19 protein-coding genes and 2 pseudogenes are annotated in these 24576 nt (G+C 45.1%); 10 read left to right on the top strand and 11 right to left on the bottom strand.

Annotation, left to right across the window (positions count from 1 at the left end; genetic code table 11):
* Positions 1-99 precede the first annotated feature (99 nt).
* Positions 100-2079 carry a ShlB/FhaC/HecB family hemolysin secretion/activation protein gene (locus tag LAY41_RS11370; RefSeq protein ID WP_249097446.1) on the top strand — a complete coding sequence of 660 codons (1980 nt, stop codon included), beginning with the start codon at positions 100-102 and terminating at the stop codon, positions 2077-2079.
* Between the two features lie 177 nt (positions 2080-2256).
* Here LAY41_RS11370 and LAY41_RS11365 read toward each other — a convergent pair whose 3' ends face one another.
* A complete protein-coding gene (locus LAY41_RS11365; RefSeq protein WP_249097443.1) occupies positions 2257-7557 on the bottom strand; it encodes an AAA family ATPase in 5301 nt (1766 codons plus the stop codon).
* A 461-nt stretch (positions 7558-8018) separates the two neighbouring features.
* Here LAY41_RS11365 and ftsH point away from each other — a divergent pair, with 461 nt between their 5' ends.
* A complete protein-coding gene (ftsH, locus tag LAY41_RS11360) occupies positions 8019-9893 on the top strand; it encodes an ATP-dependent zinc metalloprotease FtsH (RefSeq protein WP_249097441.1) in 1875 nt (624 codons plus the stop codon).
* Positions 9894-10066: 173 nt separating this feature from the next.
* Here the strand turns inward: ftsH and LAY41_RS11355 are convergent, their stop codons facing one another.
* Positions 10067-10732, bottom strand: coding sequence for a M23 family metallopeptidase (locus tag LAY41_RS11355; RefSeq protein ID WP_249097439.1), 666 nt, complete (start codon positions 10730-10732; stop codon positions 10067-10069).
* Between the two features lie 303 nt (positions 10733-11035).
* On the opposite strand from LAY41_RS11355, the gene LAY41_RS11350 reads away from it, so the two are divergent.
* The 4 genes and pseudogenes from LAY41_RS11350 to LAY41_RS11335 all read left to right on the top strand — a co-directional run bounded on the left by LAY41_RS11350 (position 11036) and on the right by LAY41_RS11335 (position 12738).
* On the top strand, positions 11036-11251 hold the full coding sequence (locus tag LAY41_RS11350; protein ID WP_249097437.1) for a hypothetical protein: 216 nt from the start codon (positions 11036-11038) through the stop codon (positions 11249-11251).
* A 131-nt stretch (positions 11252-11382) separates the two neighbouring features.
* On the top strand, positions 11383-11559 hold the full coding sequence (locus LAY41_RS11345; protein WP_249097435.1) for a hypothetical protein: 177 nt from the start codon (positions 11383-11385) through the stop codon (positions 11557-11559).
* 82 nt (positions 11560-11641) lie between these two features.
* Positions 11642-11740: pseudogene (locus LAY41_RS11340) on the top strand (serine hydrolase); the annotation flags it as partial.
* 200 nt (positions 11741-11940) lie between these two features.
* A complete protein-coding gene (locus tag LAY41_RS11335; protein ID WP_249097432.1) occupies positions 11941-12738 on the top strand; it encodes a trypsin-like peptidase domain-containing protein in 798 nt (265 codons plus the stop codon).
* Positions 12739-12854: 116 nt separating this feature from the next.
* Here the strand turns inward: LAY41_RS11335 and LAY41_RS11330 are convergent.
* Positions 12855-13055 (bottom strand): annotated as a pseudogene (locus LAY41_RS11330) (LuxR C-terminal-related transcriptional regulator); the annotation flags it as partial.
* On the opposite strand from LAY41_RS11330, the gene LAY41_RS11325 reads away from it, so the two are divergent.
* Positions 13037-13426 carry a tetratricopeptide repeat protein gene (locus LAY41_RS11325; RefSeq protein WP_249097430.1) on the top strand — a complete coding sequence of 130 codons (390 nt, stop codon included), beginning with the start codon at positions 13037-13039 and terminating at the stop codon, positions 13424-13426. The pseudogene LAY41_RS11330 and the gene LAY41_RS11325 overlap by 19 nt on opposite strands.
* 360 nt (positions 13427-13786) lie before the next feature.
* Here LAY41_RS11325 and msrA read toward each other — a convergent pair whose 3' ends face one another.
* A complete protein-coding gene (msrA, locus tag LAY41_RS11320; RefSeq protein WP_249097428.1) occupies positions 13787-14449 on the bottom strand; it encodes a peptide-methionine (S)-S-oxide reductase MsrA in 663 nt (220 codons plus the stop codon).
* A gap of 440 nt (positions 14450-14889) precedes the next feature.
* Here msrA and LAY41_RS11315 point away from each other — a divergent pair, with 440 nt between their 5' ends.
* Complete coding sequence (locus tag LAY41_RS11315; RefSeq protein ID WP_249097426.1) at positions 14890-15876, top strand: tetratricopeptide repeat protein; 987 nt, start codon at positions 14890-14892, stop codon at positions 15874-15876.
* Positions 15877-15938: 62 nt separating this feature from the next.
* On the opposite strand, the gene LAY41_RS11310 is transcribed toward LAY41_RS11315, so the two are convergent.
* The 5 genes from LAY41_RS11310 to LAY41_RS11290 form a co-directional block, all read right to left on the bottom strand.
* Entirely contained in the window at positions 15939-16952 is a 1014-nt protein-coding gene (locus LAY41_RS11310; RefSeq protein WP_249097424.1) for a glycerophosphodiester phosphodiesterase, read from the bottom strand.
* Positions 16939-17142 carry a hypothetical protein gene (locus LAY41_RS11305; RefSeq protein WP_249097422.1) on the bottom strand — a complete coding sequence of 68 codons (204 nt, stop codon included), beginning with the start codon at positions 17140-17142 and terminating at the stop codon, positions 16939-16941. The genes LAY41_RS11310 and LAY41_RS11305 overlap by 14 nt, the downstream gene beginning before the upstream one ends.
* Before the next feature lie 15 nt (positions 17143-17157).
* Complete coding sequence (locus tag LAY41_RS11300; protein WP_249097420.1) at positions 17158-17961, bottom strand: Rpn family recombination-promoting nuclease/putative transposase; 804 nt, start codon at positions 17959-17961, stop codon at positions 17158-17160.
* A 20-nt stretch (positions 17962-17981) separates the two neighbouring features.
* A complete protein-coding gene (locus LAY41_RS11295) occupies positions 17982-19730 on the bottom strand; it encodes a serine/threonine protein kinase (protein WP_249097418.1) in 1749 nt (582 codons plus the stop codon).
* Between the two features lie 229 nt (positions 19731-19959).
* Positions 19960-21552 (bottom strand): peptide ligase PGM1-related protein, encoded by a 1593-nt coding sequence (locus LAY41_RS11290; RefSeq protein ID WP_249097415.1) that lies wholly within the window; start codon positions 21550-21552, stop codon positions 19960-19962.
* A 172-nt stretch (positions 21553-21724) separates the two neighbouring features.
* Here LAY41_RS11290 and LAY41_RS11285 point away from each other — a divergent pair, with 172 nt between their 5' ends.
* Together LAY41_RS11285 and LAY41_RS11280 are read left to right on the top strand one after the other, a co-directional pair.
* Entirely contained in the window at positions 21725-21976 is a 252-nt protein-coding gene (locus LAY41_RS11285; protein ID WP_249097413.1) for an MbcA/ParS/Xre antitoxin family protein, read from the top strand.
* 11 nt (positions 21977-21987) lie between these two features.
* On the top strand, positions 21988-22560 hold the full coding sequence (locus LAY41_RS11280; RefSeq protein WP_249097410.1) for an RES family NAD+ phosphorylase: 573 nt from the start codon (positions 21988-21990) through the stop codon (positions 22558-22560).
* A 41-nt stretch (positions 22561-22601) separates the two neighbouring features.
* On the opposite strand, the gene LAY41_RS11275 is transcribed toward LAY41_RS11280, so the two are convergent.
* Together LAY41_RS11275 and LAY41_RS11270 are read right to left on the bottom strand one after the other, a co-directional pair.
* The gene (locus LAY41_RS11275) at positions 22602-23138 is read right to left on the bottom strand and encodes a DUF421 domain-containing protein (RefSeq protein WP_249097409.1); all 537 of its coding nucleotides are present in this window, start codon (positions 23136-23138) and stop codon (positions 22602-22604) included.
* Positions 23135-24424, bottom strand: a complete 1290-nt coding sequence (locus tag LAY41_RS11270) for an aminopeptidase P N-terminal domain-containing protein (protein WP_275974064.1) — start codon at positions 24422-24424, stop codon at positions 23135-23137. The genes LAY41_RS11275 and LAY41_RS11270 overlap by 4 nt, the downstream gene beginning before the upstream one ends.
* Positions 24425-24576 lie beyond the last annotated feature (152 nt).

Below are 24576 nucleotides of genomic sequence, written 5' to 3'. Positions count from 1 at the left end.
AAAAGCGGGTTTATAACTTTCGCTGGTAAGCGCTGGAGCATAACAAAACTTGCCTCAAACGACTACATTTAAAATTCTTTGCGCCCACCTACTAAACCAATGCGAAAGCAACTACCTTCCAGAGATAAGCAATTAATTCACAGCCGTTTATGGCTAGCAGTTTGGTCGGGATTTTCAACTTTCGGTGCTGTCTTTGGGATCTTATGTCCTAGTAACGCGGCGAGTGGGTTTTTTTCGCTACCAGCTATTGAAGCGGCAGCAGAGGCGGAGGTTCGGTTAACCCCTCCCCCAACCCCTAAGAGCTACGGGGAGGGGAGCAATACTAATCCTCCTACTCCCCCCCCCTTCCCTAGTAGGGAAGGGGGGCTGGGGGGGTTAGGTCTGCCCGATCCGAACGCCGATGAATTGGCGCAGAATCCGCCTACACTACCGCAGAATCCGCCTATACTACCGCCAAATCCGCAACCGAATCCGAATATCGATCGCTTTTTGCAACCAGCACCGACGCCCCTACCTACCACCCCAGAAGAACAGCGTCCCGTTTTGGAGACCCCAACGCCACAAACGTCGCCAGATGCACCCCCAGTCAGGTTTCCGATTCGGAAAATCGAGGTCATCGGCAGCACCATCTTAACTCCAGATGAGATTAACGCTATTACCAAGCCTTTTGAGGGACGGGAAGTTACCTTGTCAGAACTGAGGAACCTTGCTGATGCTATCACTAAGCTTTATATCGATCGCGGCTACATTACGTCAAGAGCAGTTCTGACAGATCAAACCGTTACTGATGGTGTCGTGCAAATTCGGGTCATCGAAGGTAGCCTAGAACGGATTCAGATCGAAGGTACGCGACGCCTAAAACCGTCTTATGTCCGCAGCCGCGTGCGACTGGGAGTTGGTACGCCCCTAAATACCAATCACCTAGAAGATCGACTCAGACTGCTGCGCCTTAATCCTCTATTTGAAAATGTGGAAGCGAGTTTGCGAGCTGGAAGCGAGTTGGGTAAGAGTATTCTTGTCGTTCGCATTACTGAGGCTGACCCTTTTGAAAGTAACTTTAGTATTGACAATTACTCTACACCTAGCGTGGGTTCGGAACGATTGGGTGTTAATCTCCGCTATCGCAATATTACTGGCTTTGGGGATGAAGTTGCTGCCTCTTATTACCGTTCGACGACAGGAGGTTCTAATGCTTTTGATTTAACTTATAGCGTTCCGCTCAATGCCACGGACGGCACTCTGCAACTGAGAGCTTCACCGAATTTCTACGAAATCACCCAACCACCTTTTAGTAGGTTCGATATTCGGGGTGAATCTAGTCTTTATGAAGTTAGTTTCCGTCAACCGCTGATTCGATCGCCTCGCCAAGAATTTGCCCTATCAGTTGGCTTTAGCCGTCGAGAAAGTCAGACATTTCTTGGCGGTGAGCCAACACCTTTTGGTGCGGGGCCAGATGAAGAAGGTAGGAGCCGTACTAGCGTAATTAACTTTCAGCAGGAATATATTCGTCGGGATCTACAGGGAGCGACTGCATTGCGATCGCAATTTAGTCTCGGCACCGGCTTACTTGACGCGACTATCAATCCCGAACCAGTTCCAGACGGACGCTTCTTCAGTTGGCTCGGTCAGGTGCAGCGCGTTCAACGCATCAGTAAGGATAATTTGCTGATTATACAGGGAGATGTGCAACTGACACCGAATAGTTTACTCTCCTCCCAACAATTTGCGATCGGTGGCGGTCAATCATTGCGGGGCTACCGGCAAAATATTCGTGCAGGTGATAATGGCTTCAGGTTATCAGTAGAAGATCGCTTTACCTTGGAGCGGGGTAAAGATGGTTTGCCACTTTTTCAACTAGCACCATTTATTGATGTGGGAACAGTCTGGAATCAGCCGGATAATCCGAACATAATCACAGGTCAAAGATTTTTAGCTGGCGCAGGTATGGGGTTATTGTGGCAGCCAGTTCCTGGGTTGAATTTGCGAATTGACTACGCACTGCCGCTAATTGGGATAAGCGATCAAGGCGACAACGCCCAAGACAGGGGTTTTTACTTCCGTGTTGTTTATCAACCATAGTAACTCAAGTTGCTATTTAGGTACGTTGTTGCGCTTTAGCGCTCTTTGAGCGCTAAAGCGCAACAACGTACCTGGGAATGAGTTCTTGGAGGGCTTTGCCTCCTACTCAGAGGCAGAGCCTTCAGGGGGCGACAGCTAGGCTAAAGCGGTTGCTGGATAAGGATTATAGCTTGGCTTTTAACGAAGTTCCTGACAACGTTCAAAATAAATTTTAGCGACGCGATCGCCCTGATTCTGATGCCAACACTCTGCAAACAGCCGCGCCGCTTCAGCTAACCTCCCTTCCGAGTAAATCCTCAAAGCTTCGGAAAATAATGGCAGTGTAGCTAACTTGCCCGCTTTGATTTCTGGCGGATCAGCATCAAACACCTCATAAACCGTTACTAATTCCGATTTTCCCTTGACTTTTACCGTGTCGAGGGTGCGGATGGCGTACTGGGATGGATTTTCTAAACGCGAGTAAGTTTCCTGAGTGATTAACAGCGACACCCCATAATTTTTCGTCAACCCCTCCACGCGAGAAGCTAAATTAACCGCATCGCTGATTACCGTACCCTCCATGCGATTTTGACCACCCACCGTTCCCAGCATCAAAGTTCCAGTATTAATGCCAATCCCAATCTGAATCGGTGCATAGCCAGAATTAGTGCGGTGTTGGTTATATTCAACGAGGCGGTTAAGCATGGCAATTCCCGCTTTCACCGCATTATCCGCCTCGCCGCTAAACAGCGCCATAATTGCATCGCCAATATATTTATCAATAAACCCCTTATTTTCATTAATGACGGGTTCCATGCGACTGAGATAGGAATTGATAAATCTGAAATTATCCTCCGGCGTCATCCTTTCTGAAAGTGTAGTGAAATCGCGAATGTCGGAAAATAGCACTGACATCTCTAATTGCACTTGGTCGCCCAATTTCACATCAATAATGCTTGATTTCTTTAAAAAATGGAGGAATTGATTCGGGACAAAACGCTCGTAAGCTTTGTTGAGTTGAGCCAGCCTCGTTTCATTTTCGCGGACTTCTGTATAAAGCTTAGAATTTTGAATAGAAATCGCCGCCTGTCCAGATAATACTTTTAAGAGGTCTACTCTTTCTGGGGTAAAAGATCCTGCGGTTAAATTATTTTCCAGATAAACAATACTAACGAGTTGAGATTGGTTAATCAGCGGCACGCAGAGAATTGATTTGGGCTGATTCTTTTGGATATAGGGGTCGTTAGTAAATTGTCCCTCTCGAACAGCATCATCTAATACCACACTTTCTTGAGTGCGAGCCACATAATTAACAATTGCGGAGGAAATTTCTTGACAGTTCTCAACGGGGATTGACTGCAACACAGTGACGAGATCGTCATCTATTTTCCCTTCAGCTTCAATTAACAGCTTTCCCTGGCTTGGCAAAATCAGAGAGCCTCGTTGCGCCCCCGCATTTTCCATCAATATTTTCATCAAGCTAGACAGTAACTTATCTAGCAATATTTCGCCAGAGATCGCCTGGGAAGCTTTCGTTACTGTGGCGATATCTAGATTACTATCCGAACCCGTGGTGGTCACTGATACTGTAGTTTTAGTGTTTTTTCTTCCCGGTTGAATTGGTTTTAATAACTGGGGATATCGCGTTTCTAAATCTTTTACCTTAGCAGTTGCTCCCCATTGGATATAACAATAATACGCCTCAATCATGTAGGTTTGAGCAATTTTTTCTTTACCCCATTCTAGGTAAAATTTTGCTGCTAGTTCATTAGCTAGTGCTTCTTCGTTGAGGAATTGATTTTCTTTGGCTCCAGAAATGGCGCGATCGTACATTTCAATCGCCTCGACTTTATTACCCAAAACCCGATGTTTTTCGGCCTCAACCAAATCCCATTTATGCAGATAATTCATCGGAGCATTTTGCGCCCACTGTTGTAAAGTGGTTTGATGTGTTTGTACCTGAGCGAGAATTTCTACTTGCTCAATTTCTAGCTGTGTGGGAAATAGCGCCAAGTGTGTTAGTGCGGCATAGAAATGGAAAATGGGAAAATAAACAGTTCCCGATAATGCCATCAAATACGGCTTGACTTGGCAAATATGGTTTAAGGCAGCCGGATAATTGCCCCAGAAGTAGGCAAGCAGCAGTTTGTAAATGTAGACAACAGCGATCGCCGTTAGGTCATTTTTCTGATGGTACTTAGGAATCATCACCGTTTCATCGTACGCAGAGCCGATTAAGCAATCAGACCGGATATCAGCTTCCCTCAAGTTCCACACCATCTGCTGCTTCATATCCAAATAAACCTGAGCCGAATATTGCTTCACCTGAGACAAGGCGGCGCTGTAACCTGCTAGTTCCGGTTCCCATTTGTCTAGTTCTACGCCCCCAAAAAAGTTGGCATCAAAGTAAATACTTATGCTGTAGCCAGCCAATAGAAAGTCGCCAGTTTCCATACCTGCCGTAAAGCCATCTTTCAGCGTCGGTATCGTTGCTAAGAGAGCTTCTTGATGATGCTGAATCCAGCCACAAAACAAAAGGAGAATTTTAGACTTGAATTCTCGCACATTGAACCTCTCCAGTAATGAGAGTGCCAATTGCTCAAAGCCATAGCCTGTTTCGACCTCTCCCAAAAAGGCACACAACACCATCCCGTGAAAGGCATACCCCACCGTCGATGCGGGTGTGTTGCCATACTGGAGCGATAAACTCACCATCGTGGAGCTAAGGAGGGGCAATAAACCGGGCATCCCCGCAAAAATGGGTGCAAATAACATTCCTAACAGTTGCATGGCTGCCTGAGTCTGGGGATTTGTCATTACAGGCAGATCGACGAGTTCTTCAATCTTTCTACCGCTTAGTTGACTCTTCAGGGCTTGTAGCCCTTTACCAATCAAGGCTTCATCAGGTACTGTGGGTAGTTCAACTCCCAATTGCAAGAGTGCATCTCTTGCTACTGCGATCGCCTCCAACATCTTGTTCTGGGCTGTCTGGGCGACGATTAAAATTTTGTAAATTTTGATTTTGTCTAAAATTGTCTGAGCATTCTGCAATACCTGTCCTGCCATCTGTTCCATAACCTCAAGGTCAGCATTCAAATAGGCGGCTTCGGTAGCAGCAACATAGAGATTTAATGTCAATTCATATTGACTTTGCCAGCAGTTGAGGGTTAGTAATTCAATCCCTGTTTGCAAATAGGCTTTTGCCGCTATGTAGGCAGTAGAACTTCTTGCTTTCCGTCCGGCTTGTAAGTTGAGTTGGGCTAAAGTTTCCCTCTCTCTTGGTTGGGCGATTAACTCAATTCCGCGATTCAAATGCCCAACAATATCAAATAATTTTTCTTCTCTTTCTATCTCCGATAAGTTTTTTAGAAGTAACTGTCCGATTTTGAAATGAGTCGCTTGTTTTTGGTCATTAGGAATTAGTGAATAAGCGGCTTGCTGGACGCGATCGTGCAGGAACTTATAAATTGGATTAGCGACATAATTAGTAAGCGATTGAGCATCTATTTGAATAAAATTATAGCCTTCTGTAATAGGTAAAATAAGTCCTTCTTGCAAAGCTTTCCACAATGCTGATGCCGTTGGTTCTGGTAATTCTTCGTTGACTATTGCCAATGTATCTAAATCAAACTGCGCCCCAATGCAAGCCGCCAACTTGAGAACATCCTGAGTTTCTTTAGGCAACTTCTGCAATTGCACCGCCATAAACTCCACCACATCCGAGGCATCGGCAAATGTAACTTGATCAATATCGCACTGCCAATGCCGTAGATTCCAGTCAAAGCTAATTTGACCATCTTCATACAACGACTTGAGGAATTGAGTAGAGAAAAAGGGATTTCCTTTGGCTTTTTGATAAACCAATTCTGTCAGAGGTTGAGCAAAAGATAAATCGCAAATCAGCGTATCTGCCACCAACTGATTCAGATATCCTTGGCTCAACGGTTGCAGCGTAATCGTATTCACCACTGCCCCAGACTTCACAATCTCATTGATTGTCAACATAAACGGATGAGTAGGTGACACTTCATTATCCCGATAAGCACCCAATACTAACAGATGTCCCGTATCCTCCATCAACACTTGTAATAACTTCAAAGATGCTGAATCCGCCCACTGCAAATCGTCCAAAAACATCACTAACGGATGTTCGGCGGTGGTAAATACTTGCACAAACTTTTGCATCAGCAAATTAAACCGATTTTGTGCCGCACTCCCGGACAATTCTAGTGCCGGACTTTGAACACCAATGATGCGTTCTAACTCAGGAATTACCTCAATCAGCACTTGCCCACTCTCGCCTACGGCTGTCAGAATCAGGGTTTTCCATGTTTGTAATTGAGCATCACTTTCTGATAATAATTGCCCCATCAATTCGCGAAAAGCTTGCACAAATGCACTGAAGGGAATATTGCGTTGGAATTGGTCGTATTTGCCTTTAATAAAATAGCCACGCTGTCGGGCTATGGGCTTGTGGACTTCGTTCACTATGGCGGTTTTACCAATTCCCGAAAAGCCAGCTACCAGCATCATTTCGGCGCTACCTGTACTGACTCGTTCAAATGCAGCTAATAGATTAAAAACTTCTGTTTCCCTGCCGTAGAGTTTTTCGGGAATCAGGAAACGGTCGGTAATATCCCGCGTTCCCAAGGCAAATTCTTCTATGCTATCGGTTTCTTGTAATTGAACCAGACACATTTCTAAATCCTGCTTGATTCCCCAGGCTGTTTGATAGCGGTTTTCGGCATTCTTCGCCATCAATTTACTGACGATTTGAGAGACAATTACGGGAATTTGTGTCTCTATTTCGTGGGGAGTAACTGGTTGTCTAGCAATATGACAATGAACTAGCTCTAAAGCATCTTCTGTTTCAAAAGGCAGCTTTCCTGTCAGCAATTCGTAAAAGGTGACACCGAGGGAGTAAAAGTCAGTCCGGTAATCGAGAGTGCGATTCATCCTGCCAGTTTGTTCCGGCGATATGTAAGCGAGAGTTCCTTCAAGAACTCCGGGGTTTTTCAGTATCGGTGTTTCTCTGGTTAGCTGAGTGGAAATGCCAAAGTCAATAATTTTTAATTGTTCCGTTTCTGGCTTGTAAACAATATTCGATGGATTAATATCTTTGTGGATGATGTTGGCGCTGTGAATTTGACTTAATGTGTCTGTTGCAGCTATGGCGATATGCAAAAATTCTTCTAAAGTGAACTGGCGTTGCTGCATCAATATTTTCAAGGATTCGCCGCCAAAGTCCTCTAATAATATGACGAGGGTGTTTTGATATTTTTGCAGGTCATAAACTTTGATAACGCTTGTTAAGTTTAGTGAATTGGTGATGTGATATTCGGTGCGATAGCGGGCGAGTTCTTGGGGTGTGGGATAATCTTCTTTGAGGACTTTGAGGATGATGGGTTGGTTATCTTGCTCTCGGATTGCTCGATAAACTAGGGAGTTGGCACTTTCATAGATTTGGGCTTGAACGGAAACGCCGGGAATGTTAAGCATATTTAAGTTTTTGGTGGGAAAATTAATTTAAATAATTCTTAAGGTAGATGGAATTAAGGATGTTAAATTACATCATAATAGCTGAGCTAATGGTGTGACAAGGCAGCGGAAGAGTTTTTGGAATTTGGACAAAAAAAGGATTGAATGGTAGCGATCGCTACGAAAAGTCCACAGTTTAGCTCAGACACAGGAGGCAGAGCCTCCTTTTCTGGGGCTGGTTGAACCTACCCGTGCGTGCCATTTGACCGTTGGAGATAGATTTTTCTTTTTTGCTTGTCCCGCTTCCTAGCAGGGCGTTGGGTTTCGTTACCAAAGGCCCAAGCTACGAAAGCTATGTCTTGAGCCTCGTCGCGATCTAGGCTGAGAGTGACCCTGCTTCGTTACACTGGATTTGGCGGCATATTTTTTCACATCCCCAACGTCAAAGTGGGTAATAGCAGCAGGAAAAGGGCGATCGCATTATGAAAAATTCCTCAATCCAAAAATGGATCGGGCAAGCACCCAAAAAAGGTTTGGCAGGAACTTTTGCTCTGACGGCTAGTTGGTTGATTTTGCAGAGTGTTTTGCTAGGAAGTACCCCACTCCCGGCTTCTGCTCAGCAGCAACCATCCCTGACTTATACCGATTTGCTCAAGAAGATAGATAGTGGCGAAGTCACCAAAGTTGAAATTGACCCAACCCAAAACGTTGCCAAAGTTACTTTAAAGGATAAAAAGCAGGGCACGTCTCTGGTACAGGTGAATCTATTTGCCAAAAACCCGGAGCTAATTAGCAAACTGCGATCGAAGCGAATTGACTTTGCAGAACAGGCATCTCCCGATCGCACAGGCGCTTTAAGCTTTGTGGTCAATCTACTCTTGGTGATGCTGGTAATCTCAGGATTGCTGATGATTTTGCGGAGATCTGCCAATGCTTCCAACCAAGCGATGAGCTTTGGCAAATCCCGCGCCCGCTTCCAGATGGAAGCCAAAACCGGCATCAAATTCGACGATGTTGCTGGCATCGAAGAAGCTAAAGAAGAACTCGCTGAAGTCGTCACTTTCCTCAAACAGTCAGAACGTTTCAGCGCCATTGGCGCTCGAATTCCCAAAGGAGTGCTGCTGATTGGCGCTCCGGGAACTGGCAAAACTATGCTAGCCAAAGCTATTGCCGGTGAAGCTGGCGTTCCTTTCTTCAGCATTTCCGGTTCGGAATTTGTGGAGATGTTCGTGGGAGTGGGTGCTTCCCGCGTGCGCGACTTGTTCAAAAAAGCGAAAGAAAACGCTCCTTGTCTGGTATTTATCGATGAAATTGACGCTGTTGGGCGTCAGCGGGGTACGGGCATCGGCGGCGGTAACGACGAAAGAGAACAGACTCTCAACCAGTTGCTGACGGAAATGGACGGCTTTGAAGGCAACAACGGTATTATTATCATCGCGGCTACTAACCGTCCCGATGTTCTCGATTCGGCTTTATTGCGTCCGGGACGGTTCGATCGCCAAGTGGTTGTCGATTCCCCCGATCTCAAAGGGCGTTTGGAAATTTTGAAGGTTCATGCCCGCAACAAGAAAATCGCCCCGGAAGTTTCTCTGGAAGCTGTTGCCCGCCGCACGCCGGGATTTACTGGTGCTGATTTGGCTAATTTGCTCAACGAAGCGGCAATTCTCACCGCTCGTCGGCGTAAAGAAGCTATTACTATGCTGGAAATCAACGACGCCGTTGACCGGGTTGTTGCTGGGATGGAACGGACGCCCCTGGTAGACAGCAGTAAGAAACGCTTGATTGCATATCACGAAGTCGGTCACGCGGTCGTGGGAACTCTGCTTCCCCAGCACGATCTTTTGGAGAAAGTCACTATTCTGCCTCGCGGACGAGCCCTGGGTTTAACTTGGTTTAGCCCTGGTGAGGAGTTGGGTTTGGAGTCAAAGTCTCAGCTCCTAGCTGACATCACGGCCACTCTGGGGGGGCGAGCGGCTGAGGAAGTGATTTTTGGTGAGACGGAAATCACTACCGGAGCGGGGAATGACTTGGCGGTGGTGACTTCGCGAGCTAGACATATGGTGACTCGCTTCGGGATGTCGGATTTGGGGCCAATGGCTCTGGAAAGTCAGAACAATGAGGTGTTTTTGGGCCGCGACTTTACGGCCCGATCGGAGTATTCGGAGGCAATAGCAGCTCGCATTGATGCTCAGGTGCGATCGATTGTTGACCATTGCTACACCCAAGCAAAACGGATAATTCGGGAAAATCGCACTTTGATCGATCGCTTGGTGGATTTGTTGATCGACCAAGAAACGATCGACGGCGACCAATTCCGTAAAATTGTTGCTGAATATACTCCGCTGCCTCAGCAATAGAACTAGGGACTAGGAAAGTCAAAAGTCAAAAGTCAAAAGTCAAAAGAAAAAAAGCGGCTACTCCAGCGTGGCAGAAATAACCCACCAGTTCAGAAGTAGTTAAATGCCTGATACTCAAAGGATTTTTGATTTTTGACTTTTGACTTTTGACTTTTGACTTCCGCGTAGCGGCCCTAGTTCTGTTGCCGATACATTGCCTGGAGAACTAAGCCGGGATCGATATAGGTGTTATCGTACTTCAATCCCCAGTGCAGGTGAGGGCCGGTGGTTCTTCCGGTTGTTCCGACTCGACCAATGCGGTTACCGGCGCTGATTTGCTGTCCTTCCCATATTTGGACGCCTCCTTCGGGATCGTTGAGGTAACGTCCCTGGGGTGAACTGGCGGCACGCCCTTTGAGGTGACAATAAATATGTTGCCAGTCCCCCGATTTAACTACTACTTTAGTTCCACAAAGGCGATCGTTCGCAATTTCTGCAACTTCACCGTTTGACCAACTGCGGATGTAGCTACCTGCTGGTGCTGCGATATCTATGCCGCGATGAAATCCCCAACCGGCAGAACCATCGGGATTTAAGCGATAACCGTAAGCAGATGAATAGCGTTGAAAGTTTTCCACAGGGAAGGATTTTTCTCGCAAATTCGATCGCATGATATTATCTGTAATTTCCAAGGCTTTGGCTTTTTCTGCTTGAAATCCCAATGCGAGAAATCCTACTAAACCCAAGACTACAAAAAATAGCGTAGTTCCAACACGGACTAGGCGCTTGCCAGTTTTCTTTGACGGCTTCAATTTTTGGTGTTTGGGTTCACGGCTCAACAACCAAATCAAATGACGCATTATGTTCCCTGCGCTACAAAGCGCGTTGTGAGAGCGAAAGTTTTATCGGCTGTATTCTATCTCGATCGCTCTGCTCTGATATAGTTTGTTTTGATTACATTTCATTACAAGCGATCCGAAAAATTATCTGTGGGAATCAGGGGTTAAATTTTTATCGCAGATAAACGCAGATAAGAAAGCGATTTTTTTATGTAACCGATGTTCTCGGATATGATATTATCGATCGCTTTTAATTAGGGACTTCCCCTACTCTAGCTGCGAGTATTCAATACAATTTATTTATATGGTTTGGCAATCAGTCTAATGACAGATATTAAAGTTGAGATTCAAGGGCAAGATGCCGCAGCAGCAACGGAAGCGCTGTTAGCGATTCCGGGCATATCGGGAAGTTGGGAACCGATCGCAGGTACTCGTCGGGAAACAGTTCTCGCCACCGTTGCTACTATTGTGGGGCTTGTGGGGGGAAACTCGCCCATCTGCCTTGGGAAATCTTACACGACGGCAATAGTTTTCTGGTAGAAAGACTGCATCCTGCGATCGTACCCGTCCGCTGGGTGTCGCAGCAAGCGAATATATCCTCTTCTCATACTCCCCCCTTTTTAAGGGGGGCTGGGGGGGATCTCCCCAATCGCCCCCTACAGGTGCTGTTTATGGCGTCGTCTCCCCTGGATGTCGATCCCGTGTTGGATTTTGAGAAAGAGGAAGAGCGTATACTGGAAGCGACAGCAAGACAACCGCTAGTGCTGAACGCGATCGCCAAGAGCCAGTCTCATCCATTACCACCCAGTGGATCTGCTACAGAAAACTGTAACCAAGATCCTACTTAGTGAACTGACTAAGGTTCAATCGCTAACAGTTCCTCAGCGACTAATCCTTTTTGAATGGCAACAACGGCGGCTTGAGTGCGATGCTATTTACGAATGGGTAGCAAAAGGAATGATTACGCCGTCCCGTAAGTTGGAACGGGCTATTCGAGATATGATTGTTGACTCTAGTAACGATGCGACAAAAGGTTTGTGAATTTTAACAATATATCCCTAGTCTGTTAGTCTACGAATTAATTTGTCCAGTTTGCTTAGCAAATGACTAGAAAATTTCCCATGTTGGATAACCATACTCTAGCTAGACGGTTTTTTCTCATCCATGATTTCATTCAGTCACTATCATTGATTTTATTGACTTTGTAATTAAAGAGGCTAGGTTTGTCTATGTCTATCGCGGATATTGTAGAGACAGTAAAATCAGGTGTTGTTCATATTGTGCATACTACAGTTAATGGACAGCGTGCAGCTTCGGGGACAGGATTTATAGTGGATGGTTATTTAGTAACCAATTATCATGTTGTTTTCCAAGCACCAGAGGCTTCTGTTATAGTTCTTAGAACTTTTGATAGTGAGCCTCAATGTCATTTGGATGGAATTCAATTAACTAATCACGACTTTAAAAAGAACATTGTAACGGCATCAGGAGAGAATAGTTATGATTATTGCGTTTTTGATATTCCAGAACTAAAGCAAAAACATCTATATAATTTTTCTTTTGGCGACCATAAAACCAAGCGAATAGGCGACACTATTTTATTTTTAGGCTATCCTTTTGAACACCTAAACTTGGTATGCCATGCTGGAATAATTTCATCTTTTTACAAAAGTGGAGTCGCTAATATCATACAAGTTGATGCTAGCGTTAATCCTAGCAACTCTGGCGGGCCTCTAATTGATCCAGAAACATCAGAAGTAATCGGGATAATTACACGGAAAGCAACAGGACTGACAAAAACTTTTGCTGAACTCCGTTCAGTTATTAAAAAGAATATAGAATATCTTTCAACACCAAAGGGTGGAAATATCTTATTGAGTGGCTTTGATCCAATAAATGGAATGATAGTCAATCAGTATCAAATACTAGAATTAACAAAGGAAATTGAAAGATCCGCTAATGTAGGAATTGGGTACGCTTTTTCTGTAGATCAGTTAAAAGATGAGAATATTTTTTATAAGGAATAACCATGAGTTTCATCATAACCATATCTCTTCTCCTTCCAAAATTCTAAGATGTTCGATTACAGCGGATTTGGCATCAAAAAGTTGGGTTTCACGTCCCTCGCGCCTCAACCTACATTTTAACTTTTAATTGCTAACAGTTCTTCCGCCACTAATCCTTTTTGAATGGCAACAACGGCGGCTTGAGTGCGATCGCGCACTTCTAACTTTTGCAAAATCGCGTGAACGTGAACCCGCACCGTCCCCGAAGCAATGTACAATATTTGAGCTATTTCTTGATTGCTTTTACCCGCCGCCACCAATGCCAAAATTTCTTGTTCATCGAGGGGATGTTGAGAATGCGATCGCATTTTATCAGCAATCTCTGGAATTAGACGAACGGATTGGCGATGTTCAAGGTAAGGCGGCGACGTTGCACCAACTGGCAGGTATCTATGCCAATCGAGGGGATGTAGAGGATGCGATCGTATTTTATCAGCAATCTCTGGAATTAAAGGAACGGATTGGCGATGTTCAAGGTAAGGCGATAACTTTGGGAATGCTGGGGCAACTTTTGGCTAGGCGGGGAGATTTTGACACAGCATTACCATATTTGCAGGAATCTCTGGAAATATTGCAGCGCCTCAAATCTCCAGACGCCGAAACAGTTAGAGAAATCATTGCTAGAGTGCAGCGGATGGCGGGAATTTGATACTTTAGTTTTGTACGATTCTTTTAAAGAAACCTGATATAATGCTTTTCTCAGTTCTTAACTTTAAACTAGATCTTGTATCTGCGCCCAAAGCCCGCCTGCGATTCAAATCGCAGGCTAATAGCAAAAGTCCACTGAAGTGGACTGTAAAAAGATACTGTCACGATAGGTTCTAATTTTGAACTTTCGTAGAACTTTCGTAGGTTGGGTTGAGGTAACGAAACCCAACAAAGCAATTATCTGCTGAAATAATTCTTTAGGTACGTAGTTGCGCTTTAGCGCCAAAAGAGCGCTAAAGCGCAACAACATACCTTTGCTTTAGCGCCAAAAGAGCGCTAAAGCGCAACAACATACCTTTGACTACTTCACCGATGATTCAGCCATACCGGGAAAACAAACTTTTGTACCGCCCAAACCGCAATACCCACCCGGATTTTTCGCCAGATATTGCTGATGGTAACCTTCCGCGTAGTAGAACTCAGGCGCATCAATTATCTCAGTTGTAATCTCCCCGTAATTTGATGCCTTGAGGGCTTGCTGATAGGCGTCTCGCGATGCTTCAGCCTGCTTTTTCTGGTTCTGAGAGTAAACATAAATACCCGAACGGTACTGAGTGCCAGCGTCATTACCCTGACGCATACCTTGGGTAGGATTGTGGCTTTCCCAGAAGGCTTTCAAAAGTTGTTCGTAACTGATAACTTTCGGGTCAAAAACAACCAGAAAAACTTCATTATGACCAGTCATTCCCGAACATACCTCTTGGTAAGTGGGGTTGGGTGTGACCCCGGCTGCGTAACCGACTGCGGTAGTGTAAACTCCCTCCAACTGCCAGAATTTGCGTTCAGCGCCCCAGAAACACCCCATCCCAAACATTGCAGTTTCCATTCCAGCCGGAAAGGGCGGCTTGAGGGGATTGCCGTTAACATAGTGTTTGGAGGGGACTGGCATGGTTTCTGCACGTCCCGGCAAAGCTTGTTCTGGTGTAGGTAAAGTAGCCTTTTTGCCAATTCCGAATAGTCCCATTACTTTTGACTCTGATTTTTGATAAAAGTCTTTACATTATTTAATATAACGCTTAGAAGCTGGCGATCGCACTTTGTTTAGTAAGCATCCCAATGACGGCAAATCGCCTTGCGCCCTTATTGTTGAGATCGTCGATAAGTTCCACATCAACATCAGCACTCAAACCACCATCGAACCAAGCTAAAATTGCTGGTTCGATGGTGGCTAAAAGTAGATTAAGAAATGCGGATGCTGATTTCGTGAGATTATAATAATCTTAAGTAGCAGCAAAGTGCCAAAATCTCCATCACAGGACTGATACTATTGAATAATCACATACGATATCAACAGGATATACACAGAATCGTCATATATAGCCAATACAGTGATGGTACGTGCAAAGTCATAAGTCCTGTATATAAACACAAATTCTGAAAACGCTAATAAAAAAACCTGCAAGTATGGTTAACCGCACCCAAGAAAAACAAATCGAACAAGCGATCGCCTTCTTACAGCAAGCGCTAGAAGTCGATGAACGCAGAAACGATGCTGAAGGTAAGGCAGCGAAATTGCACCAGCTGGCGCTTCTCAAAGCCAATCAGGGGAAAATCGATGAAGCGATCGCTCTTTACGAGCAATGTCAGAAAATCTACGAGCGGATCGGCGACACGGAGGGTATAGCCACAATTTTATACCAGGTAGCGACCCTGAAAGCCAACCAGGGACATTTTAAGGAAGCCATCCGTTTGTTCGAGCGATCGCTGAAACTGGCGAAAAGTATTGGCGATGAGGAGACGCAGGCGCAAACACTGCATTCGCTGGCAATGATTAAAGCCAATCAGGGACAAGTTAAGGATGCGATCGCCCTTTGTCAGCAGTCGATTGGGCTAAAAGAAAGTATAAACGATATCCAGGGTAAGGCGGCGACATTGCACCAGTTGGCGATTCTCAAAGCAAATCAGGGAGAAGTTAAAAATGCGATCGCGCTATTTCAAGAGTCCCTATCCCTCAAAGAAAGCGTCAACGATATCCACGGTAAAAGCGCCACATTGCACTGTCTAGCCGTTATATATGCTCATCACGGACAATTAGAGGAAGCAACTGACTTATATCAGCAATCTTTGGAAATCAAAGAAGGCATTGGCGATATCCAAGGTAAAGCCGCCACATTGCATCAGTTGGGCGAACTATACAAACAGCTAGGTAGAATTGAGGAGGCGATCGCTTTTTATCAACAATCCCTAGAACTCAAAGAACAAAGCGACGATATCGAGGAAAAAGCGGTAACAATGGGAATGTTAGGACAATTGTTAGCCACCCAGGGAGATTTTACGACAGCACTTGTATATTTACGGCAAACCTTAGAAATCTTCGAGCAAATTCAATCTCCCAATGCAAAAACAGTTAAGGATATTATTTCCGATCTGCGGCGGATGCAACCTAATTAGTCATAAAATAATTTTAGATTTTAGATTTTGAATTTTAAAACTTTACTTTTTTCTTTACGATTTTAAATCTGAAATCTGAAATTGTCATTAGCTTGCAACGCACCAAAAGCAGTACCGGGGAAATCAGTAAACAATCCATCGACACCGAGATTAAAAAACTGCTCATATTCCGCTTCTGGATCGTGATTGTAGTCTGGCGCTAAGTACTGCGCTTCATTGCGAAACGTATATGGATGCACCAACAAACCCACCGCATGAGCATCCTGAATTAAAGATGTTGGCTGCAACAATATCCCGTTGTCATCTGTAGGAACTATCATACGTTTATCTGGCCCAATTCCGTCAGCATATTCAGCAATTTTAGCTAATTCATCAGGGGAAGTCATATCTTTATAAGTGCGAACATCGTTTGTAATTGCCAAATCATAAGGCTTCCCGGTATTGCTGAGTAACTGGATTAGCGGCAAATTTGTCATTTTATCCAGTTGTTTGAGATTTGTCGTTTCAAAGGACTGAATGAAAATGCGATCGTCAGCTTTGTTGTATCCGTTAGCGTGGAGGATTTCAACTAAAGGTTCCTCCAGAGATAACCCAATAGCATCAAAAAAAGTCGGGTGTTTGGTTTCTGGGTAAATACCAATAGTCCGTCCTGTTTCGGCACTTTTGCGCTTAGCTAAATCGATAATTTCTTGCAGAGTGGGAATGGGAAATTGGCCGTCAAAGGCCCGATCGCGAAATGGCAGACGTTCTTTTGCCCGCAGCGTCTTAATTTCAGCTAAAGTAAAGTCTTCAGCGAACCAGCCACTTACTGTTTGCCCATCAATAAGTTTAGTAGTTTTTCGGTTGACAAACTCTGGATGTTCACCTACATTAGTAGTGCTAGATATTTCATTTTCGTGACGAGCAATTAGCACCCCATCCTTGGTCGAAACTAAGTCGGGCTCAATAAAATCAGCGCCCAAATCAATCGCTAATTCATAAGCAGCTAAAGTATGTTCAGGACGCAAACCACTTGCGCCTCGGTGGGCAATAATAATCGGACGAGATGCCGTTTCGATCATTTCACCAGCAGTCATTTTCCGCCACTTCTCTTACAGTTTCCGCGTCAAGCTTTAAGCGGACTGAAACTTCCTGAACGCTTAATCCCAGTTCCAGTAGCAAAGGCACCATTTCTAATTTAGTTTGTAGTTTGCCTTCTTCGTAGGCTTCTTGATAAACTTTGGTATGTCTGATGAGGTCGAGCATTGACATAATTTTTATGCTCATACTATTAGACTAAATTTAATTCTCTGCCGCTTTTCTTACAGTTTCCTCATCAAGCTGTAAGCGGACTGAAACTTCCTGAATGCTTAATCCCAGTTCCAGTAGCAAAGGCACCATCTCTAATTTAGTTTGTAGCTTTCCCCGTTCAATCCCTTGTTCAATCCCTTCTTCTTTGGCTTCTTGATAAACTCTGGTTTGTCTAAGTAAATCTAGTCCTAGCATGGCTTCTATTTCCTCTCTACCTAAATTAGGAAATTTGTACACAACTATTGTTTCTATAAATTCTAGCACTTGCCGCTGGATAATGTCATCTACCAATTCAACTCTGGCTTTGTTAATTAGCTCTTGAGCGCGGGTGCTAGTATTTTTGGGAGTCTCTACAATTAATCTCAGGATACCTGTTCCCAGAGACTCATCGGCGGCGGGTTCTATTTCATTTAGGTAGAAGCGGCGCAGGTGATTCTCCACTAACACGCCATAGCGCGGGTGACATGGGGTTTCGTTACTGCGGCGATCGTATATAACTATAGCGTACCAGGACGGATTGGCTGGTTTATATTGCCGGAAGTAAAGAAATATTTCGGCGAATAGTCGCTCGTAAAATTCTTCGTCTTTATAACATTGGACTTCGACAAAGTAGATTGGTTCGGTCGAAAACTCTTCTAAAGTTGAAAATAAGCCGTCCAACCGAAAGCCTTGCTCTTTGATTTCAAGGACGGTGAATTCGTAGGTGTTGAGGTTGGTGTCTGGCTTGCCGATTAACTCAAAGAATATGTTGGGAAATTCTTTAAAAAGTTGGTAAAAAATGGTATCTGTTTTCACTTTTTCTTTCTACTTGCTACTCAGCGGAAACCCAATAGTCGCAAAAAAGGTACAAACAAATAATAGCTGATACCTAACCAGAAGCCAAGGATGATGCCCAAAAGACTGAAAAAGGCGATACAGAAACCAAAATTAGTCCAATTGAGGGTAGTGAAAAAGGCATCAGAAAAACCAAAAATAGCAGTTACCGGCAAAAATTTGATGGTGAGGGTGACCAAACCGACAAAGAAACTGGCTGTGCCAATGGCGGTAAATATAGCATGAACCAAATCGTGGCTGGGCAATCCCAATCCGAGAGTTAGCGTAAAAGCTGCAACTGCCGTCATTATTACTAGATCGTCAGGTGCTATTACTCCTGATGGTGCTACTCTTTGCAAAATTAACCACCCAACACTATAGCCCAAGACGCCCATGATTCCGGCTATTAAATATCGCCGCTGCTGCTGACCCAAACTTTTTACCTGGGTCAAACCCCAGGCTGTTCCTAAACCAGCTAATGCAAATACGATCATCTGCGGTTTACTGGCAGCGATCGCAATATTAGCAACCCAGTGGGGCAAATGTTGCAAAATAGGACTGGGCAGGTGAAAATTATTTGAGGAGCGATCGGCCCACCAAAAGCCAATTCCCGCACCCACACCCGCACCAATACCGCCGCCTACCATCTCCAAAAGCGTACCGAAGCCAGCTTTTACCAACTGGATAGTGAGATAGTAAGCAGAAATAGTCAGCCATTTCAACCATTTCCAACTCAGTGCAATTGTCGCCAACAAAAAATTTAGGCAAATTTCCACTGATTTGGTCACCATCTTCCAGACAGACTCCGCAGCAGCAGTTGGCGTTATCTGCCTGGGAGAAATATGCCGCAGACGCTTGATAATTTCTCTGGCATTACTTGGTCGTTGACCCATATCTGGCCGCACCATATCATCCAACAGAGCGGCAAAAGCTGGGCTAACTTTAACATAAGGACGCCAACGTAATTGCCCTGTATTTGGATCTTCGAGATCGGGAGGATATTTGCCCGTCAGCAAGTGAATGCAGGTCATGCCTAGCGCGTAGAAATCGGCAGACGGCCCCACCACACCCCCAGCAATCTGTTCTGCTGGACTGTAACCGGGCGAAAATAACCGCGTCGAGCTAGCTTGAGAATGGGAATGGACTGGGCCGATTTGTTTTGCGCCGCCAAAATCAATCAGCACCAATTGCCTGGTTCCCCCCTGGCGCAACATTAGGTTAGACGGTTTGATGTCGCGATGGATAATCTTACGCAGGTGCAACTCCCGTAAAATCTGCACCGCCTGCTTAAGCCAGTTAAGTACCCACGCTTCGGGACAACCTTGGGGATGGTGTTTGAGAATATCCTCCAACGTCTGACCGGATATTTTTTCCATCACCAGACAGGGTAGTAACCGCTGGGGCCGATCGCCCACTATCACCTGAAAATAACTATCAGGCTCTACTCTTGGTACTCCCGGATGGCGCAGACTCCCTAATACTTGAGCCTCTTGCTCAAACATCGACAAAGCTTTAGGAGAAGTTTCCACCAACACCTTCAGCACTCGTTCTGTTTCCGTCTTTAGATCCCAGACTGCGTAGATGGCAGCAAATCCACCAAATCCCAGCCTTTCTAGCGGAATGTAGCGATCTTTGAGCCGCAGCGGCGAGCCACAAATGTTACAAAAATTGTTCCCTATACTCTGAGGATAGGGACGCGGGCAAGCCGGATTGATGCAATGGACAGCAGTCGCAACAGATTGTTGATGCACAAGCAACTAATGAAAAGCCAAGTTGGGACAAACAGCGCTACAGAAGATGCAGAATGTCTTGATTCTACACGACAGTAAAGGAATTTTTGCCCTTGTCCAGTTATTGGTTGTTAGATTGAGGCTATCTGCAATTCTTCTAATAGACATCTCCTTTCAAAGAATGTAGAGACGTTGCATGCAACGTCTCTACAAGGGTTCTAGGGTTAGCACCTTTAATTTCTGGAGATGTCTAATTGACTGCTGCACTGCTGACTGAAGATAAAATTTTTGCTGTTGGTTTCGTTTCTTCATCCAGCACGTTATTAACCCGGTTGTAAATATCTTTAGCTTGCTGGTGAGAATTGCCGATACTGGTTAATCCCAACTTGCCGAATTCGGAGAGGCAACCCATGAGATGGAACACCGTGCCTGTCTGCGTACTGGTATCGAAATGCAGCCGCTGATGAGCAATGATATCCATCAAATCGTTCGGTAGCAGACCCCGATAGCGATCTTTTTGTAGGTTGTCGGTGGCAATGTAATATTTCGGACATCCCTGCTGGCTGTAGAATAAGCCGGTAGCCATGTCATAGCGACCGTTAGTTAAAAATTTGAGGGTCATGAATGGATGGGTGGTGCCACCTTTACGCAGGTTGATTTCTATTGCTTGGAGATCCCACTGCGGCTTACCTGTCTTGTCAGGTTGGCGAACGGCGATAAAATCAACGGCAAAGCGTTCTAGCGCTCCTTTTTGGACAAGATTTCGACCAACCCGCAATCCAATTTCTTGCAACTGCAAGCGGTAAGCTTCGTCTCCTGGGAAATAGCAACCCAAGTAAATTTGACCGCCGGAACCACCTAAAATTTGGTCGTGGGTGGAGAGAATTTCTACTTCTCCTGTGGGAGTAATCCGACCTTGAACGCTGGGACTTCGCTTTTCTTCTCCCTCAATGAAAGCTTCGACAATTGCCCCTAACTCTGGGATGCGGCTAGAAAAATTTGACCAAGTTTCATTTTTGGCTTGAAAGTTCAAAAAAGGGAAGCGATCGCAAACAGCAGCAACTCTTTCTTTGTGGGATGCACAACCGGGAGCCTTATGCTGGAGCGGTTTTAAGTCCAGCATTGCATTACCTTCACCCGAAAATCCCTCATTAAGTTTGACTACCATCCTCTCTAAGGAAGGTTGGCGTTCCCACAGTTCTGCCGCCGCTTCCGCGAGGTCTTCTGCACTCAAAACAAGTCCGCTACCATCTGGATGGGAAACGCCGCACTCAGCAAAGATTTGCCGACTGCCGCTTTTAGTTCCCCAGTAAAGCAAATCCGGATCTGCCGCCAGCAGGGGTACGCCTAATTGGACAGATAAATCTCGCTCTAGGGTCGTTGAGTTGTAGCAAATCATAAAGGATTTTTCGAGGCGCAATGACTGCCGAATGCGTTCCATTAAGCGAGGACGCTCTAATATTTTTTGGGTTAGCGGTGTGGTAGAAGAATCGTAGGTGGAGAATAATAAGAGGCGATCGCGTGCGTGGGAAAATGGGATGCCGGGGAGCAATTGCAGGTAGTAATCAATTACAATCGGCGGTAGAGGCTGCGAAGTCACGTAAATTACTCGTGTTTTAGGGCTTTGCAACCGAATTAACGAAAACAGCAACCTTTCTTCGTAGTGAAGGAAACCCTCAATCTTGAGCAGTTCTCGCCGATCCAGGCTGAGGGAAGGAACTACCAAGATATCGTACTCGCTATTATCCAATCCTTCGATCGACTCCCAGCGATCGCGCAATTGAGCCTGAAGGAACTGAAATTTGTTTGCCTCTTTTGAAGAAGAAAGATCCAACGCTTCCATAACCCCAACCCACACAATGCCACCGAGAGCGATCTTACAGTGGCTGGCAGGGTGAGTAAAATATACCGCAAGGAACAATTATATGCTCAGGGGATTGAACACGGTATCCCCGGCTAAGGCTTACACATAAGTTAGAATAAATGCGTTGAGTACTCCACTTTAGTCAAATTATATGAAATTAGAACAAGCAAAAACTATTAAGCCGTTGGTAATTTCAGACCCACAGCTTCTTCAAGAGGAAATCGATAAACTGATACTGCGGTTGCAGGATCTGCTGGATGGGTCAATAGAGTACGTTCAAATATGGCTTAATGCCCCACATCCAGACCTGGCGGGGCGCACACCTATGTCCTACTTAAAAGAGGGTAAAATTGAAGTTGTGGAGAGCCTTATCTGGGCGATGGAAACTGGTCAACCTGAATAACTCATTGCCAAATGCTGACTGGTAACGAACTTGTCAAGGTTCTGGAAAGAGCGCCCATACTCTCCATAGAAGAGGTGGCATTTCGTTCTATCCAGCAAAAATATGCCGACGCTCCCTTATCCGCGATTGGCTCTCAATTCGGCGGCAGATACAACCCACCTCAGACATTTGAGGCACTCTACCTAGCTGACAGCGAACAAACCTCCCTTCTAGAGGTTAGAACTAGAGTCGAAACCGCTGCTGGAATTCTTGATGTTCAAGGGTCGCCGCGCATCATGCTCTCCATCAACTACAAGCTGAATGCAATCTTAGCTCTCTGTGATAAAAGTATCCAGAGAAATTTAGGGACAAACTTACAAGAACTCACTGGAAATTGGCGTCCGCTTAATGCACAATGTGAGATTGCCCCAACTCAAGAACTTGGAACAGTTGCCTACAACCTACAAAGGTTTGAAGGATTGAAAGTTCCTTCATCTCGCAATGACTTAGCTTACAACCTTATTGTCTTTCACGATAGACTCTTGAGTGAGAGCTTTTTACGAATTTACGACAACTCTGGCACGATTATTGCAGAACTTCCTTGATTGTGATTCAAGGAAGTTCTGCAAATCTTTTCGTAACAATATTAGCTTTCCTTTGTCTCATCCCCAACCAGAGATTTTTGGGAATGGGCGATTACACTGATACTTCCGTCAGACTCCATAAATGCCAACTTCACCTCATTCAGCTTTTGCACGCCCTGCTTGCGAAGGATGCTCATCAACTCATCCTGGGTAATCAATTGCTGTGCCATGTTTTCGCGTAGGATGCGACCGTTCATTACCAGCGGCATAGGCGGTGGGTTGAGGAAGCGCTGAAAGCGAGGAATTTTATAGCCAAGCCAGTTTAAAGTGTAGCTCCATAAGACGATCGTGCCCACAAGAATAACAGCATCTGCGATCGCAGTATAATTGCTTGTCATCGCATTTTGGGCAGCTTCGGCAAACAGCACCACCACCAGCAAATCTGAAATCCCCACCGTTCCTTGTTGGCGGTTAGGAAGAAAGCGCAGCACCGCAAAAAGCATCAAGTAAACCAACGATCCGCGCACAACAAGTTCGGCTACTGAGGTACTCGGAACGAATATCCTATACCAATCGACCTTAAACAATAAATCCATCATTTAGGAACTCCCGCAGTTAATACTTCATGTCCTGAATCAGTAACTAACACATTATCTTCAATGCGAATTCCAATCCCGCGCCACTTATTATCTACCTCTGGTTGTCCTTCGGCTGGTTTCACATTGGGCGCAATATAAATCCCCGGTTCTACTGTCAAAATTTGTCCCGGTTGCAAAATCTGCCAAGTTTCTTCGCCTTGCTTATACATACCAGCATCGTGAACATCTAAACCCAACCAATGTCCGGTACGGTGCATATAATAAGGTTTGTATTTTTCCTCTTTAATCAATTCGTCGATATTGCCTTGGAGAATTCCCAAATCCAGCATACCTTCTACTAGCACGCGCACAGCAGTATCGTGAATTAAGTTCCAAGAATTACCAGGTTGGACTTGGGCTAGAGCTTGCAGTTGCGCTGACAATACTAAATCGTAAATCGTCTTTTGTTCTGGGGTAAATTTGTCGCCTACTGGAAATGTGCGCGTAATATCTCCGTTATAATAGCCATAACAACAACCGGCATCAATTAGCAGTAATTCGTTATCCTGCATTTGGCGATCGTTCTCGATGTAATGCAGGACGCAGGCATTAGCACCAGATGCCACAATTGAGGGATAGGCTGGCCCCACGCCGCCCCGCAAGCGAAAGATATGCTCAATTTCTGCCTGTATTTCGTATTCGTAACGCCCCGGTTGGGTAAATTCCCGTGCGTGGTTATGCGCTTCTACGGAAATATTTATTGCTTTTCGCATCAACTCTAATTCAGCTTGACTTTTTACCAATCTCATGCTATGAAGCACAAAGTTTGTGTCTTCAATTGCGATCGGGCCTGTACCCCGCTTACCATAAGTTGCGATCAACCCCCGCCAATGTTTGAGAACGGTATCGTTGAACTTTTCATCCCGTCCCAGATGATAATAAATGCGATCGGCCTTTTCCAGATACTTGGGCAGCTTTTCATCCAGTTCCGCAATAGAATAAGCTTCATCTGCCCCATATAGTTCCTTCGCCGCTTCCACACCCACGCGGTATCCCGTCCACGTTTCCTTTTCTGGATCTTTTGGCTGCACAAACAGAACGAAGCGATGTTCTGCGTGATGCGGTGCCAAAACTACTACCGCTTCCGGCTCATTAAACCCGGTCAAGTAGAAAAAATCGCTATCCTGTCGAAAATTGTACTCCACATCATTGTGCATCACAGCAGTTGTAGCACTGCGAAATATTGCTGTGCCCTTGCCAATCTTAGCCATCAATTGTTCCCGACGCTGGCGGTATTCTGCTTGCATAATTATTTAGCTTTGTTTTCTTTCCATTCTGCTAAAGTAGTTTACAACAATTCAAAAACTTGAAATATTTACCTCACTATTATATAAATAAATACCTCTACAGTACGGATATCTAATTTTGGGTTAGGAAAAATCACTGCCAAAAATAAGGG

Origin of the sequence: Argonema galeatum A003/A1 (genome assembly GCF_023333595.1) — a bacterium.
Classification (GTDB): Bacteria; Cyanobacteriota; Cyanobacteriia; order Cyanobacteriales; family Aerosakkonemataceae; genus Argonema; species Argonema galeatum.
This window is presented reverse-complemented; position numbering and strand designations above follow the sequence as displayed.